The 13,902-nt window shown below is 70.5% G+C and carries 10 protein-coding genes and 1 pseudogene; 6 read left to right on the top strand and 5 right to left on the bottom strand.

Going from position 1 to position 13,902, the window contains the following annotated elements; translation table 11 throughout:
• Nucleotides 1-39 precede the first annotated feature (39 nt).
• The 4 genes from tatB to JGU66_01925 all read left to right on the top strand — a co-directional run bounded on the left by tatB (nucleotide 40) and on the right by JGU66_01925 (nucleotide 3,835).
• On the top strand, nucleotides 40-498 hold the full coding sequence (tatB, locus tag JGU66_01940; GenBank protein MBJ6759504.1) for a twin-arginine translocase subunit TatB: 459 nt from the start codon (nucleotides 40-42) through the stop codon (nucleotides 496-498).
• A gap of 39 nt (nucleotides 499-537) precedes the next feature.
• Nucleotides 538-1,743 (top strand): twin-arginine translocase subunit TatC, encoded by a 1,206-nt coding sequence (locus JGU66_01935; GenBank protein ID MBJ6759503.1) that lies wholly within the window; start codon nucleotides 538-540, stop codon nucleotides 1,741-1,743.
• 10 nt (nucleotides 1,744-1,753) lie between these two features.
• Nucleotides 1,754-2,845: an NAD-binding protein gene (locus tag JGU66_01930; GenBank protein MBJ6759502.1), complete on the top strand. Its 1,092-nt coding sequence runs from the start codon at nucleotides 1,754-1,756 to the stop codon at nucleotides 2,843-2,845.
• 72 nt (nucleotides 2,846-2,917) lie between these two features.
• Nucleotides 2,918-3,835, top strand: coding sequence for an MBL fold metallo-hydrolase (locus tag JGU66_01925; protein ID MBJ6759501.1), 918 nt, complete (start codon nucleotides 2,918-2,920; stop codon nucleotides 3,833-3,835).
• Here the strand turns inward: JGU66_01925 and JGU66_01920 are convergent, their stop codons facing one another.
• From JGU66_01920 to JGU66_01910, 3 genes are all read right to left on the bottom strand, one after another.
• Nucleotides 3,836-5,533, bottom strand: a complete 1,698-nt coding sequence (locus tag JGU66_01920) for a hypothetical protein (protein ID MBJ6759500.1) — start codon at nucleotides 5,531-5,533, stop codon at nucleotides 3,836-3,838.
• A 1,053-nt stretch (nucleotides 5,534-6,586) separates the two neighbouring features.
• Nucleotides 6,587-7,903: an alpha/beta fold hydrolase gene (locus tag JGU66_01915; protein ID MBJ6759499.1), complete on the bottom strand. Its 1,317-nt coding sequence runs from the start codon at nucleotides 7,901-7,903 to the stop codon at nucleotides 6,587-6,589.
• A gap of 26 nt (nucleotides 7,904-7,929) precedes the next feature.
• On the bottom strand, nucleotides 7,930-9,222 hold the full coding sequence (locus tag JGU66_01910) for an O-acetylhomoserine aminocarboxypropyltransferase/cysteine synthase (protein MBJ6759498.1): 1,293 nt from the start codon (nucleotides 9,220-9,222) through the stop codon (nucleotides 7,930-7,932).
• 482 nt (nucleotides 9,223-9,704) lie between these two features.
• Between JGU66_01910 and JGU66_01905 the strand changes: the two genes are divergently transcribed.
• Nucleotides 9,705-10,637, top strand: a complete 933-nt coding sequence (locus JGU66_01905; protein ID MBJ6759497.1) for an NAD(P)/FAD-dependent oxidoreductase — start codon at nucleotides 9,705-9,707, stop codon at nucleotides 10,635-10,637.
• A 10-nt stretch (nucleotides 10,638-10,647) separates the two neighbouring features.
• Here JGU66_01905 and JGU66_01900 read toward each other — a convergent pair.
• Nucleotides 10,648-11,388 (bottom strand): annotated as a pseudogene (locus JGU66_01900) (helix-turn-helix domain-containing protein).
• A gap of 186 nt (nucleotides 11,389-11,574) precedes the next feature.
• Nucleotides 11,575-12,516, bottom strand: a complete 942-nt coding sequence (locus JGU66_01895; protein ID MBJ6759496.1) for a hypothetical protein — start codon at nucleotides 12,514-12,516, stop codon at nucleotides 11,575-11,577.
• A 180-nt stretch (nucleotides 12,517-12,696) separates the two neighbouring features.
• Between JGU66_01895 and JGU66_01890 the strand changes: the two genes are divergently transcribed.
• Complete coding sequence (locus tag JGU66_01890; GenBank protein MBJ6759495.1) at nucleotides 12,697-13,887, top strand: cytochrome P450; 1,191 nt, start codon at nucleotides 12,697-12,699, stop codon at nucleotides 13,885-13,887.
• Nucleotides 13,888-13,902: the final 15 nt, after the last annotated feature.

Raw genomic sequence — 13,902 nt, 5'->3', positions numbered from 1 at the left:
GGCGCGATAACCCCGCCAGTCTTCTGGAGCCGTCAGACCATGTTCAACATCGGCGCAGGCGAAATGGTGCTCATCCTGGTGGCCGCGCTGCTCGTGCTCGGGCCGCAGCGGCTGCCCGAGCTGGCGCGCGCCATCGGCAAGTTCATGCGCGAGTTCCGCCGACACACGGACGATGTCCGCAACGTCGTGGAGCGCGAGTTCTACGCCATGGACGAGGAAGTCAACCGCGCGCCGCCCCCGCCCATGGGCCGCCCCGGTTCGCGCTTCGCGCCGCCGGATGCCGCGCCGCCCGTTGTGCCGGTGCCGGTGCCCCCACAGGCCGAGGCCGCCGTGACGCCCGCCGAGCCCGCGCTGCTGCCGGAGACGACCGCGGCCAGCGTGGCGACCGAGTCCCTGGCGGCCCCTTCCGAGACCGAGCCAGAGCCCGCGCTCGCCTCCTCTCCCGCGCCCACGCCCATTCCTGGCACGGTGGCGCGCAACGCCCCGAAACGGAGCTGAGCCCTGATTCGCCCGAGCGCTGACTCTTCCGAACTGCGCATGAGCCTGGTGGAGCACCTCACGGAGCTCCGCTCGCGCCTCTTCAAGTGCACCATCGCGGTGTTCGTGTTGGGGGCGGTGTCGCTCGTGTTCGCCAAGCCCATCTTCGGCCTGCTGATGCGGCCGGTGCTGGACGCGCTTCCCCCCGAGGGACGCTCGCTCATCTACACGTCGGGTATCGAAGAGATCAACGTGTTGATGAAGGTGGGTGTCTACTGCGGCATCTTCCTCACCACGCCCGTCATCCTCTGGCAGATCTGGGGCTTCGTCTCGCCGGGGCTGTATCCGGAGGAGCGCCGGTATGCCTCGCCCTTCGTGGTGCTGGGCTCGGTCGCGTTCCTCACGGGCGCGCTGTTCTGCTACTTCGTGGTGCTGCCCTCGATGTTCAAGTTCCTCCTCAACGAGGAGGACACGCTGGCGCTGGAGCAGCGGCTGGACACCGCGAAGCTGACCGCGGACGACGCGCTGCGCTTCCTGCGCGTGGGAGAAGCCGAGCGCGCGGGCCAGCTCGCGAAGCAGGCCAGCACGGCGCTCACCTCCGCGGGCGATGGACAGCTCGACGCGCCGCAGGTGGTGCCCGCGGCGAGCGTGGAGATGGCGGCGCGCCTGGAGGGACTCGGCAAGCTGGTGGACGCGGTGGCGGCCGGGTTGGGCTCGCAGGCGCGCGGCGTGCTGAAGCAGGCGGTGGAGAAGCGGGTGGAGGCGGTGGAGGCCTTCGGCAAGAAGGACTTCCTGGCGGCGGCGACCGCGATGGACGCGTCGGCCAGCCTGTTGGCGGGCGTGGCGCCCACGCACAGCGAGGAGCTGGCGGGGGTGTGGAAGCTGGAGAAGGAGCTGGCCGAGGGCCACGCGCGCAACCAAGCGGAGCGGTGGACGCGGCCCATGCTCACCATGGATGAGCAGCTCTCGCTGGTGCTGCTGCTCATCCTCGCCTTCGGCATCATCTTCGAGATGCCGCTGGTGATGGCGGTGCTGGGCATTGTCGGCGTGGTGCAGTCGCGCTGGCTGTTCCGCTACCAGCGCCACGCCTTCGTGGTGTGCCTCATCGCCGCGGCGGTGATTACGCCCACGGGCGACGTGGTGAACCTGTCGCTCATGGCTGGCCCCATGCTCATGTGCTACGAGCTGGGCGTCCTGGCGGTGTGGCTCATCGAGAAGCGCCGCAACAAGGCCGCGGCCACCACGGACATCGCGCCGGTGCCGTAGGATTGGCGCCATGGCCTCCTGGGGGCGACGGCTGCTGGTGAACCTGCGTTACCTGCGCGCGCTGATGCGCAGGTTCCGCACGACGTTGCTGTTGGCCCTGGGGCTGTACGGCGTGGGGCCGCTGCTCTTCCACTGGCGCTACGTGGGCCCGAGCGGCGAGGGCATCTCGTTCGGCGAGGCGCTGCACCACGTCTACTTCCTGCTCTTCGGTCAGCCGTCGTTGCCGTACGTCAACGACTGGCTGGTGGAGACGCTCAACTTCGTCATCCCGCCGGTGGGCATCGCGCTGGTGGCGGATGGCGTGGTGCGCTTCGCGTACCTGTTCTTCGCCCGCCACAAGAACGACAAGGAGTGGGTCGCCGTGGTCTCCGAGACGATGAAGGGACACGTCGTGGTGTGCGGCGCTGGCCGCGTGGGCTACCGCGTGGTGACGCAGCTGCGCGAGATGGGCCGCGACGTGGTGGTGGTGGAGAAGCGCGAGGATGCCGCCTTCGTCTCGGCGCTGCGCGACGAGAACGTCCCGCTGTTGATTGACGACACGCGCAGCCCGCTGTGTCTGCCGCGCACGCACGTGAAGCACGCGTCCGCCATCGTCTGCGCCACGGACGATGACCTGGCCAACCTCAACATCGCGCTGGACGCGCGGCGGCTGAATCCAGACATCCGCGTGGTCATCCGCCTGTTCGACGACGACCTGGGCGCCAAGGTGCGAGACACCTTCCACGTCGAGGCGCTCTCCAGTTCCTCGCTCGCGGCGCCGGCCATGGCGCTGGCGGCGTTGGATCCGCGCATCATCCACTCGTTCCGCATCGCGCAGCACCTGATGGTGGTGTCCCTCTTCGAGGTGCGCGAGGGGCTCACGGGCATGACGGTGTCGCAGGTGAGAGATCGCTTCGGCGCCCTCGCGCTGGCCCTGCACCGGGGGCCGCAGGAGGTGCTCAATCCCTCGGGAGATGAGGCCTTGCGGGACGGGGACCTGGTGACGCTCCAGGCGCCTTATCCCGAGTACTTGCGGCTTCGCGCCTTCACGCAGGAGGGGCCGCCTCCCGCGTGGACGGACCGCGACAACTTCCTCATGCCGGGCCACCGCGACGTCGGGTAGCCGCGCATTGGATTGCGGCGACGCGGCACGCTGAATAAGACACGCGCCCCCTGCTGCTTGGAGCGCTCGCGCATGTCTCGCTTCGTGTCCGTGCTGCTGTTCGTCCTGGTGAGTGGCTGTGTCTCGGCGCGTGCTCCGGTGGGGGCACAAGTGACCCTGGCCTCGCATGGCGATGCGCGCGTGGGCACGTATGTGTCCTCACCCTGGGGCTTCAGCACGTCGTCGTATTGGATTGAGGGCCCCACGGGGCTCATCCTCATCGACACCCAATTCCTGCCCTCGGCGGCGGAGGAGTTCGTCACCTGGGCGGAGCACGTCACGGGGAAGAAGGCGGAGCTGGCCATCGTGCTGCACGCCAACCCGGACAAGTTCAACGGCACGGACGTGCTGCGCCGCCGAGGCATCCGCGTGGTGACGAGCGCCCAGGTGCGCGCGCTCATCCCGGCCATTCACGTGAAGCGCACGAAGGCGTTCCTGTCTCGCTATCAGCCGGACTACCCGACCGAGGTGCCGTTGCCGGACAGCTTCGGGGATGCGACGACGGAGCTGAGCGCGGGCGGCGTCACGGTGAAGGCGCACGTCCTGGGCGCGGGGTGCAGCGAGGCCCACGTGGCGGTGGAGTACGAGGGGCACCTGTTCGCGGGAGACCTGGTGGCGAACAACGCGCACAGCTGGCTGGAGATTGGGAAGACGGACGAGTGGCTGCGGCGCCTCGCCGAGCTGCGCGCGCTGAACCCCAAGTTCGTCCACCCGGGGCGCGGACCGTCGGGGGGCGCGGGCCTGTTGGAGCAGGAGACCGCGTACCTGGAGCGCGTCATCGCGGAGGTGGCGGTGGAGAAGCCCCACGGTGCGCTGACGGACGCGGCGCAGAAGCGGATTCGCGAGCGTGTCATCGCCGCGTATCCGGGCCTGGGCTACTCGGTGTTCCTCGGCATTGGCCTGCCGGCCGAGTGGGCACGGCAGGCTCACGCCGAGGCCCGGGCGGAGTAGTCAGCGCCCGCGCAGGGCCTGGGCAATCTTCAGGATGTCCGCGAGCACGCCGGCCGCGGTGACCGCGCCGCCGGCTCCCGCGCCCTGCACGAGCAGCGGGAAGTCCGCGTAGCGCTCGGTGGCGAAGGCCACGAACGCCTCCGAGCCTCGCAGTCGCGTCGCGGGGTGCTCGGGGCCCACGGCCATCGGGCCCACGCGGAGCACCGCGCCGTCCTCCGCGCGCGGGTCGATGCGGGCCAGGTAGCGCAGCGTCTTGCCCTCGGCCCGCAGTCCCTCGATGCGCTGGGTGAAGGTGCCATCGAGCCCTTCGAGCGACGCGAGGAAGCGCTCCACATCGCGCTCTTCCAGCAGCGCCTGCGGGACAAACGGCTCCACCGTCACATCCTCCAAGGACAGGGGCAGGCCCATCTCTCGCGCGAGGATGAGCGCCTTGCGCGCGGCGTCCGTTCCGGCGAGGTCCTCGCGAGGATGGGGCTCCGTGAAGCCTCGCTCCCGAGCGGTGCGCACGGCGCGGGACAAGGGCACGCCGCGCATCAGCTCATCGCTGAGGTAGCCGAGCGTTCCCGAGAACGAGCCCTCCACGCGGTGCACGCAGTCGCCCGTGCGCACCAGGTCCTTGAGCGTCTGGATGACGGGCAGGCCCGCGCCCACGGTGGTCTCGTAGTGGTGGGCCCGGTGATGATGACGGGCCGTGCCGCGCAATCGCTCCCACGTCTCCAGCGAGCCCGTCAGTGGCTTCTTGTTCGCGGCGACGACGTGGATGCCCCGCTGGAAGGCCTCCAGGTAGAGCGACTCCATGTCCTCGGCGGCGGTGCAGTCCACCAGGATGGGCGCGGGCAGCCGGCGCAGCGGTTCCAGCAGTGCGCGCACCACGGGAGGCGAGGCGCCGATGGGCACGCTCTCGATGCGCTCACGCCACTGCTTGGGCGGAATGCCTCCCGGGGAGAAGAGGACGCGGCGACTGTCCGCGAGCCCCACGAGATGGAGCTGAACGCCGTGCTCGCGCGCGAGCGTCTCCTGCTGCGCGCGGATCTGCTCCAGGAGGTGACTTCCCACCGTGCCATGTCCGAGCACGAGCAGGCTGACTTCCTCGTGGGCGATGTGGAAGGCCGCGTGCACCGTGCGCACCGCGAGCGAGGTGTCCGGACCATCCACCACGAAGGACAGCGAACGCGCGGTCGCCGCCTGCGCCACCGCGCGCACGTTGATGCCGAGCGCTCCGATGGGATGGAACAGGCGTCCCGCCACGTTCACGCCCTGGCCCATGGCCTCGGCCACGAGCGCGACCTGCGTCACGGGGGCGCGAAGGCGAGGTGGAACCAGCTCACCACGTTCCAGCTCCGTGGCCAGCGCGCGGCGTAGGACTTCTTCCGCGCGAGCGACCTGGGCGCGCGGCAGCACGATGGCCACCGCATGGCCGGGAGGAGACTGCGCGGCCATCCACGCCGTGAGGCCCTCGGCCTCCAGCGCCTGGAGCGCGCGCGGGCCCACGTGTCGCGCGGACTCCACCGCGCCACTCTCCAGGGAGAGCAGCGCGAGGTCTTCCAGAGACACCACGCACGTGGGCAGGCTGCCGTCGCGCGAACCAGGCGAGTCGATGAGCGTGCCCGGCTCCTCGGGGTGCTCGAGGTGCCGGACGCGGGAGGGCACGTCCGCGTCGCGCAGCATGGCCAGCGCGCGAGGATGCAGCGTGGTCATGCCCAGGTGCGCCAGCTCCAGCGCCTCCGTGTAGCTCAGGTGCGGTACGGGTCGCGCATCCGCGACGTAGGCGGGATCCGCGGTCATCACCCCGGGGACATCCGTCCAGAGCGTGAGGGGCGTGCCGAGGAGCGCGGCGAGCACGGCGGCCGTCTCGTCCGCGCCGCCCGGGACGCGGAGGAGGGTGCGTGCATCGTGGCTTCGTCCGAAGCCACTCGCGTGGAGGCTCGTGCGGCCCTCCCACTGGACGCGCAGGTCCGCCACGCGGGCGCGCGTGTGTTCGCGACTGACTCGCGCCGGGCCAGGTGCTGCCTCCAGCACCACCCAGTCCGCGGCGTCCACCTCCAGCGTGGGCAGGCCGCGTCGGGCCAGCAAGCGCGAGAGCAGTGCGACCGTGAACCGCTCGCCCGCGCCGGACACGGCTTGCTCCAGCGAGACGTTGGGCTCACGGGTCGAGCGGGTGCCGTCCAGCGCGCGACGTGCGGGCTCCAGCCATGAACCGAGGTAGCGAGCGCCGTCCTCCTCCGGAGTCGCCAGCGGGTTCGACGCTCCGAGTCTGCGCTCCGCTTCTTCCAAGAGCAGCAGGCCCCGCGCGAGCACGGCATCGAGTTCCTGCCGAGCGCGCGCAGCGGAGCCCTGAAGGGACTCCGCGAGCGCGGCCTCCAAGCGCGCGGTCAGCCACGACGGAGAGGAGAGCACGGCCACGCGCGTGGCCGGCGCGGGCTCGCGAGCGAGCTGCAATGCGATGGACGCGAGTCCCTCCGCGGTGTCGAGCAAGAGGGGCGCATAGCGCGTGACATAGACAGGAGCGGTCATGAAGTCTTGAGAGCCACCGAGCGGGACAGAGTGGGTGCGCGCGCAGGAAGTGAAACGTGTCGGCCCTCTGAGTCCAGCCGAGTGGGCAAGTACCCCGCGACATAGACGAACGCGGTCAACATGTCCTGCACGCGATTGCGCAAGGCGGAGTGGGTGTGCGCCCAAGGATCGCGGCGTGTAGGACTGCTGAGTCCAGCCGGTGGGGTGAGTCGCACCTGATGGAGCGTGACCCCGTCATCACGTCCTCCTCGCCACCGCTCCAGGGAGCGCGGACGCGCGCGTCTCGCGACCGGGGACTCCCGGCGGGAGCGCGAGCGCGCGGGTGAGCAAGGCCGACAGCGGTCCCCACTCCAAGAGGAAGCCGTCATGCCCGTGCTGACTGGACAGTACGGCGTGCTCGGCGTGGCGGCCCGCCGAGCGCAGGCGCCGCGCGAGCGCCACCATGTGCTCGGGGAAGAAGAGCTGGTCCCGGTCGATTCCGATGCTCAGCGTGCTCGCGAGGATGCGGCCGATGCCGGGGCCTCCCCGCGCCTCGGGCACCCGTGACAGGTCGTGATGGTCCATCGCGCCGAGCAGCGCGAGGTAGGAGCGCCCGTCGAAGCGGGCCTCCAGCTTCGCGCCCTGATGCTCCAGGTAGCTCTGCACCGGATACAGCGCGCGCGATGACCACGCCTGCGGTCGAGGTTGCTTCGCGTCGAGGCCGGTCTCGGCGCGATACGTGAGCGTGGCGAGCTGCCGCGCCACCTCGAGCCCCCGTCTGGGGGACTCGGGATAGTCCGGGTCCAGCAGCAGCACTTGGCGCGCCACGTGGTTCCAGCCCACCACCCACGCCGAGGCGCACTCGGCCGTGGCGATGGGGGCCATGCGCGCGAAGCGCTCGGGATCCAACGCGGCGAGGCACAAGACAATCATTCCGCCCAGCGAGCCGCCCGTGACGAGCGCCACCTGGTCCACGCCGAGCGCATCCAGCGCGAACAGGATGGAGCGCGCCTGGTCCCACGGCGTCAGCGTGGCGGGCAGGAGCCGCTCATCCACTTGCAGGTCTCCCTTCTCCAGCGGAGCCGCGGGCCCGAAGCGCGAATCGTCCACGCGTCGAGGGAACCCTTCATCCGCCGGACCCGAGGTGCCGTAGCAGGAGCCCAGGTTGTTGAAGCACAGCAGCCGCATGCGCGTGGGGTCGAGCGCCCGGCCCGGGCCGATGACGGGCTCCCACCAGCCGCCCTCGCCACCCGCGCGCATGTCACCCGTGAGCGCGTGCACCACGAGCACCGTGGGCACGGGCGCGGGCGCGCGGGGAGGCGAGGGGCGACGCAGCGGCTCGACGACGGGGCGTTGCTCGGCGGCGGTGCGACGCACGACGCGGAACGTGGCCTCCCGTGCCGCCTCCTCGGAGAGCACCTGCGCGCGGGACTGGAGCCAGGGGAGATCCTCCTCGGGCCCCCACCACCAACCCCTCACGAGGTGCGGCGCCACCCGCGCGCCGGCCTCCAGGGGCAGGTCGGGCAGGGTCAAATCGAACAAGCGCGGCGATGGCGCGCGGAAGGCGGTGCTCACGGCAAGGCTCCGGTCGGGATGTGGCGTCAGGTGGTGGCGAGGGCCTGGTCGAGGTCCGCGTACAGGTCGTCCAGGTGCTCCAGGCCGACCGACAAGCGCACCAGGTCATCGGACACGCCTGTGCTCAGCCGCTCCTCGGGGGTGAGCTGCTCATGTGTGGTGGAGGCCGGGTGGATGATGAGCGAGCGCGTGTCGCCGATGTTCGCGAGCAGGCTCCACAGCTTCACGCAGTCGATGACCTTGCGCCCCGCCGCGAGTCCGCCCTTCAGGCCGACCGTGACGAGCCCGCCGAACCCATTGCGCAGGTAGCGCCGCGCGAGCGGATAGGACGGGTCCTCCTCCAGCCCGGGGTAGCGCACCCACGCCACCTTGGGGTGCTGCTTCAACCACCGCGCCACCGCGAGCGCGTTCTGCGAGTGCCGCTCCAGTCGCAGTCGCAGCGTCTCCAGTCCGAGGATGAACGCGTGCGCGTTGAAGGGGCTGAGCGCGGGGCCCAGGTCGCGCAGTCCCTCCAGCCGCGCCTTGAGGATGTACGCCGCGGGGCCGAAGGCCTCGGTCAGCTTGAGGCCGTGGTAGCCCGGGTTGGGCTCGGTCAGCTCGGGGAACTTGCCGTTCGCCCAGGGGAAGGTGCCGCCGTCGACGATGACGCCACCAATCGAGGTGCCGTGCCCGCCGATGTACTTGGTCGCGCTGTGCACCACGATGTTCGCGCCGTGGCGCAGCGGATTGAAGAGCGCGGGCGACAGCGCGGTGTTGTCCACGATGAGCGGGATGCCCGCCTCGCGCGCGACAGCCGCAATGGCCTCGAAGTCCGGCACATCCAGGCGCGGGTTGCCGAGCGCCTCCAGGTAGACGGCCTTCGTCTTCGGGCCGATGGCCTCGCGGAAGGCCTCGGGGCGTCCTGCGTCCACGAAGCGCGTGTGGATGCCGAGACGGGGCAGCGTCACCTTGAAGAGGTTGTACGTGCCGCCGTAGAGGCTGGCGCCGGATACCAGCTCATCTCCGGTGCGCAGGATGTTGAGGATCGCCAGCGTCTGCGCGGCCTGTCCCGAGGCGACCGCGAGCGCGCCCACGCCCCCTTCGAGCGCGGCGATGCGCTTCTCGAAGACGTCCGTGGTGGGGTTCATGATGCGCGTGTAGATGTTGCCGAACTCCTTCAGTCCGAAGAGCGCGGCGGCGTGGTTCGCGTCGCGGAAGCGGTAGCTCGTCGTCTGGTAGATGGGCACCGCGCGAGCGCCGGTGGTGGGGTCGGGCTCGTAGCCGGCGTGGAGGGCGAGGGTGTCGAAGTGCTGCGGACGCGGGGCGTTGGGCGTGCTCATGGCAAAAGGAACTCCTGCGCGGGCGCTCGAAGCGCTCGCGGGGGGAACGGCGTGGAAGTGAGTGGAACGTCAGTGGGACTGCGGACGGCGGGGCGGGGGACGGACGGCGCTGCGACGCTGCTCGGTAGGAGCGAGAGCGGAGGCCTGAAACGACGAAGCCCACCGACCCTCGCGGGTGGGTGGGCTCCGGTGACTCGCCAGGGGCGGCTGTGTCTCAGCCGACCGCGGCGGGCTTGGGCCCACCCGGAACAGGCTTCAGACACATGTACATGTTGGCGAAGGATGCGGACATGAGGGCAGCAGAAGTAGCGGCACCTCCGCGCGCTGTCAAGCCAGGGGCCTGTGACGCTCAGGTGTCACGCGTTGTCGGCCGGACGCTTGCTCGTGTCTCAACTTCCGCCGCTCGCATCGAAAGACCCGCCCTGTTGGGGCTGGAATGCCGCCGTTAGCTTTTCCGGAGGACATCTTCCGGAGCGAAGCGAATGCAGCGGTACGACGTGGTCATCGTGGGAGCAGGGCCAGCGGGCTTGAGCGCCGCGCTGGTGTTCGGGCGGGCGCGCAAGCGCGTGTTGCTGTGTGACGCGGGCTCTCCGCGCAACGCGAGGGCGGAGCACATGCAGGGCTTCGTCACGCGAGACGGCACGCCGCCGCCGGAGTTCCGGCGCATCGGGCGCGAGCAGCTCCAGCCCTATCCCAACGTGGAGGTGCGGGACGCGCGCGTGGCCGCGGTGGACGTGATGCGTCCTGGCTTCCAGGTGCGCTTTGAAGACGGCACACGGGTGGACGCGCGCCGCGTGCTCCTCGCGGTGGGTGTCATTGACGAGGTGCCGGAGCTGCCGGGCTTCCGCGAGCTGTGGGGCACCTCCATCGTCCAGTGTCCCTACTGTCACGGGTGGGAGGTGAGGGATCGCCCCTTCGGCGTGCTGGCCACCGAGCCCGCGCACCTGGACTTCGCGCTGTTCCTCACGGGCTGGTCGCGCGACCTCGTCGTCTTCGTCGCGGCGCCGCTCGTCCTCACCCCCGAGCAGCGCGCGCGTCTCGTGCGCGCGGGCCTGAAAGCGGAGGAGCGCCCCATGCGCGCGCTGCACGGAACGAACGGGCACCTGGAGTCCATCGAGCTGGTGGACGGCACGCGCGTGGCGCGCGAGGTCCTCTTCGCCCGGCCGCCTCAGCACCTGCCGGAGTTCGTGCGGCGGTTGGGGCTCGACCTCACCGAGCAGGGCTTCGTGATGGTGACCGAGCCGTACAAGGAGACCTCGGTGCCCGGCCTGCACGCGGCGGGTGACGTCACGACGATGCTCCAGGGCGCGCTCGTGGCGGCCAGCGCGGGAGCGAGCGCGGCCTACGCGATGAACCACGCGCTCAATCAGGAGAATGTGGAACGCGTCATCGCGGGCGAGCCCTGGCCCACCTGAGTCTTCGTCATCAGGGGCGATGCTGGCGGCGCCAGGCCGCGGGCGTCATCCCCTCCGCGCGGCGGAACACGCGGATGAAGTGCGTGGGGTCCGCATAGCCCACGCGCTCGGCGATGATGTCCACGCGCTCGTCGGTGTGCAGCAGCCGACGGCGCGCGTCCGCCACCCGGCCCGAGATGATCCACTCGACAGCGCTGCGGCCCGTGGAGCGCTTGAGCACGGTGGTGACGTGCGCGGGCGTGCGGCCCACCGCCGTCGCCACGTCGCGCAGGGAAATGGGCTCCAGGCAGTGCCGCTCGATGTACCCGAGCGCCTGCGCGACGAGCGGAGGTCGCGCCTCGCCGTGGCTCCAGTCTCGGGCGCGGGTGACCTCCGCGAGGATGAGTGTCAGCAGGCTCGCCGACACGCGCTCCCCGAGAGGACGGTCCGTCACGCGCGCCTCGTCCTGCAGCTCGGAGATGAGTCGGACCAGGTGCTCCTGTCTCGCGGAGGGGATGCGCACCACGGCCGAGGCCCCGCCGCGCACGCGCTCGAACGGGTCGAGCAGCGCGCTCGCTTCCGAGAGCGTGAGCGCCAGGGGATAGAGGCCCACACACCAGACGCCCGCCTGCTCGGAGCTGAGCAGGTGGTGCCGCTCGCCAGGGGGCACGAGGAGCACGTCGCCCGGCGTGAGGGACAGGCGGGTGCGCTGCTCCATGACGGCTCGGCCGCGCGTGTACAGGAGCAGCGTGGCGTGGTCATGCGTGGTCGCGGTGCACCGAGCGGGCACGTACGACTTCGCATCCTCCCGCGTCACGAAGAAGCCGCCGGCGTGGGCGGGGCTGAGAGAGGTGGGCACCGAAGGGATCTAGCGCCCATGCTCGTGCTCGGCAGGCCCTTCGTGTGGCGGTGCGAGAGCGAAGGGGACCGCCGCGCCCCTCGCTCTCCTGTCGTGCGGCTAGTTGCCGCCCGTCGCCGTGTTCCAGACCTCCACGGCCCGACCGATGTGATCGAACGCGCAGTGCTCCGCGTCCGCGATGACCTTCTCGTCCAGGGGGAAGTGCAGGTTGCGATAGGCGGTGATGCTGCCCTGGATGTCGGTGAGGTACATGTCCTTGCTGCCGTACGTGTAATAGAGCTTCGTCGAGCCGCGCTTCGTCGCGTTCGTGCTGTCCCAGTCGAGCGAGCCCGACCACGGCGCCTCACCGCCACAGCCGAGCGCATACACGCCCCGGTACGTGTCGCCGTACTTCGGCAGGAAGCTCGCGGTCAGGAAGACGGAGCCGCCCGACGAGCCGCCGAACAGGATGGGCTCATCGAGCAGGTCCCATCCCTTGCGCAGCGCCTCGATGACCTTCACCAGCGTCGCGGCGTTCTCGCCGGCCAGGTCCCGGTCCGCGCTGGTCGCGTTGTCCGTGCACGTCGTCAGCGAGGGCTTCGTCCACCAGGCGCAGTTGTTGGGGGCGCGCGCGGACACGTAGAGCGTGCGGTGGCTGGACGTCCACGGCACCTGGAGTCGTGGGGCCGTGTTGCCATCATGCGCGCGCGCGCCGTCGCCGTGCAGGTAGATGGCCAGCCGCAGCGGCTCCGTGGACGTCGTGGCGGCGGGCTCGACAATCTTCAACTGCGAACCCGCCACCTGCACCACGCAGTACGAGTACGTCGTCCCGTTGTTGACCACCGTGCCCGTCGTCTCGCACGTCAGCTTGCCGGAGCCGTGTGAGCTGCTCGGCCCCGTGCCGGCATCGGTGCCCGCATCCACGATGGGGTCCGTGCCGCTGTCCGGGGTTGTCCCGGCGTCGATGCCCGCATCGGTGGAAGTGGATGGAGGCTCAGTGGGCTCGTCGGAGCACGCGGCAACGCTCAGCACGAGCAGGGCGGACCAGAGGACTCGGGACATGATGCTCTCGGATGAAAAGGACCTACCGAACAGGTCCCGCCAGGGGTGGGTGCCGCGATTCTCGCCGGCTCGCCTCGACCGTGGGCGCCTTCTCGCGACAGGTCCGCGCACGACGGCTGCCGCTGGCCAGCCGGCTTCTTCCTCGGTATACGGATTTTAGTCCGGAAAGGAAGTTCTTCCATGAATGGACGCGTGAACTTGATGGCCCCGGAAGTCCGGGCCAATCCCTATCCTGTCTACGCGACGTTGCGGCGCGACGCGCCCGTCGTGCAGGTGGATCCCGGCGGGCTGTGGGCCCTGTCTCGGTACGAGGACGTGTCCGCGGCGTTCAAGAACCCGCAGGTGTTCTCCTCGGCGGGAGTGCGCACGACGACGGCGCCGGCGTGGCTGGGGCACAACCCGTTCTCCGAGTCGATGATCGTCATGGATCCGCCGAACCATGGCCGGCTGCGCGCGCTGGTGAGCCGCGCGTGGACTCCCACGGCGGTGCAGCGCATGGAGGCGCGCATCCGCACCTTCACCCAGGGACTGGCGGAGCGCCTGCGCGCCGAGCAGGTGACGGACTTCGTGGAGACGTTCGCCATGCCGCTGCCCGCGAGCGTCATCGGCGAGCTGTTCGGCTTGGACCCCGCGCTGACGGACCGCTACAAGCGCTGGTCGGTGGAGCTGTCCAGCGTGTCCGCCACGACGGAGAAGGACGTCCACCGGCACGCGTCCATCCGCGACACCGTGCGCGAGATGGAGCAGTACCTCTCCGAGGTGGTGGCGGATCGGCGCGCGCATCCTCGCGATGACATGGTGACGGACCTCCTCAACTCGCGCGTGGAGGGCGAGGCCCTCAGCGACGCGGAGTTGATGAGCTTCCTGTTCCTGCTCGTCGTGGCGGGGCTGGAGACGACGGTGCAGCTCGTGAGCCACTGCGTGCGCATGCTCATCGAGCACCCGCACCTGACGGCGCGCCTGCGCGCGGACCGCACGCAGATAGCTCGCTTCGTGGAGGAGGTGCTGCGCTTCGAGCCCTCCGTGCACGGCATCGTGCGCGTCACGACGCAGGACACCCCGCTGCACGGGGTGACGATTCCGGCGGGCGCGCGCGTGCTGCTGCTCATCGGCTCGGCCTGCCACGACGAGTCGCGCTTCTCCAACCCGGGCACCTTCGACATGGACCGCGAGGGCGTGAACAACCTCCCCTTCGGTCACGGCATCCACTTCTGCCTGGGCGCGCCCCTGGCTCGACTGGAGGCGCGCGTGGCGCTGGAGGTTTTGCTGTCGCGCTTCAGCGGCTTCAGCGCCGCGGGGCCGCTGAAGTGGAACGGGTCGCTCACCGTGCGCGGGCCGCTGTCCTTCCCGCTCATCGCGCACGCGGGATAGTCGCGCGCCGCGGCG

The organism is Myxococcaceae bacterium JPH2 (assembly GCA_016458225.1).
Taxonomy (GTDB): domain Bacteria; phylum Myxococcota; class Myxococcia; order Myxococcales; family Myxococcaceae; genus Citreicoccus.
The sequence above is the reverse complement of the archived record's forward strand: the minus strand, read 5'-3'. Positions and strand labels throughout refer to the sequence as shown.

What these genes read in the sequence shown, in the direction of transcription:
- tatB (MBJ6759504.1), top strand. Translation starts at nt 40, where the DNA reads ATGTTCAACATCGGCGCAGGCGAAATGGTGCTCATCCTGGTGGCCGCG.
- JGU66_01935 (MBJ6759503.1), top strand. Translation starts at nt 538, where the DNA reads ATGAGCCTGGTGGAGCACCTCACGGAGCTCCGCTCGCGCCTCTTCAAG.
- JGU66_01930 (MBJ6759502.1), top strand. Translation starts at nt 1,754, where the DNA reads ATGGCCTCCTGGGGGCGACGGCTGCTGGTGAACCTGCGTTACCTGCGC.
- JGU66_01925 (MBJ6759501.1), top strand. Translation starts at nt 2,918, where the DNA reads ATGTCTCGCTTCGTGTCCGTGCTGCTGTTCGTCCTGGTGAGTGGCTGT.
- JGU66_01920 (MBJ6759500.1), bottom strand. Translation starts at nt 5,533, where the DNA reads ATGACCACGCTGCATCCTCGCGCGCTGGCCATGCTGCGCGACGCGGAC.
- JGU66_01910 (MBJ6759498.1), bottom strand. Translation starts at nt 9,222, where the DNA reads ATGAGCACGCCCAACGCCCCGCGTCCGCAGCACTTCGACACCCTCGCC.
- JGU66_01905 (MBJ6759497.1), top strand. Translation starts at nt 9,705, where the DNA reads ATGCAGCGGTACGACGTGGTCATCGTGGGAGCAGGGCCAGCGGGCTTG.
- JGU66_01895 (MBJ6759496.1), bottom strand. Translation starts at nt 12,516, where the DNA reads ATGTCCCGAGTCCTCTGGTCCGCCCTGCTCGTGCTGAGCGTTGCCGCG.
- JGU66_01890 (MBJ6759495.1), top strand. Translation starts at nt 12,697, where the DNA reads ATGAATGGACGCGTGAACTTGATGGCCCCGGAAGTCCGGGCCAATCCC.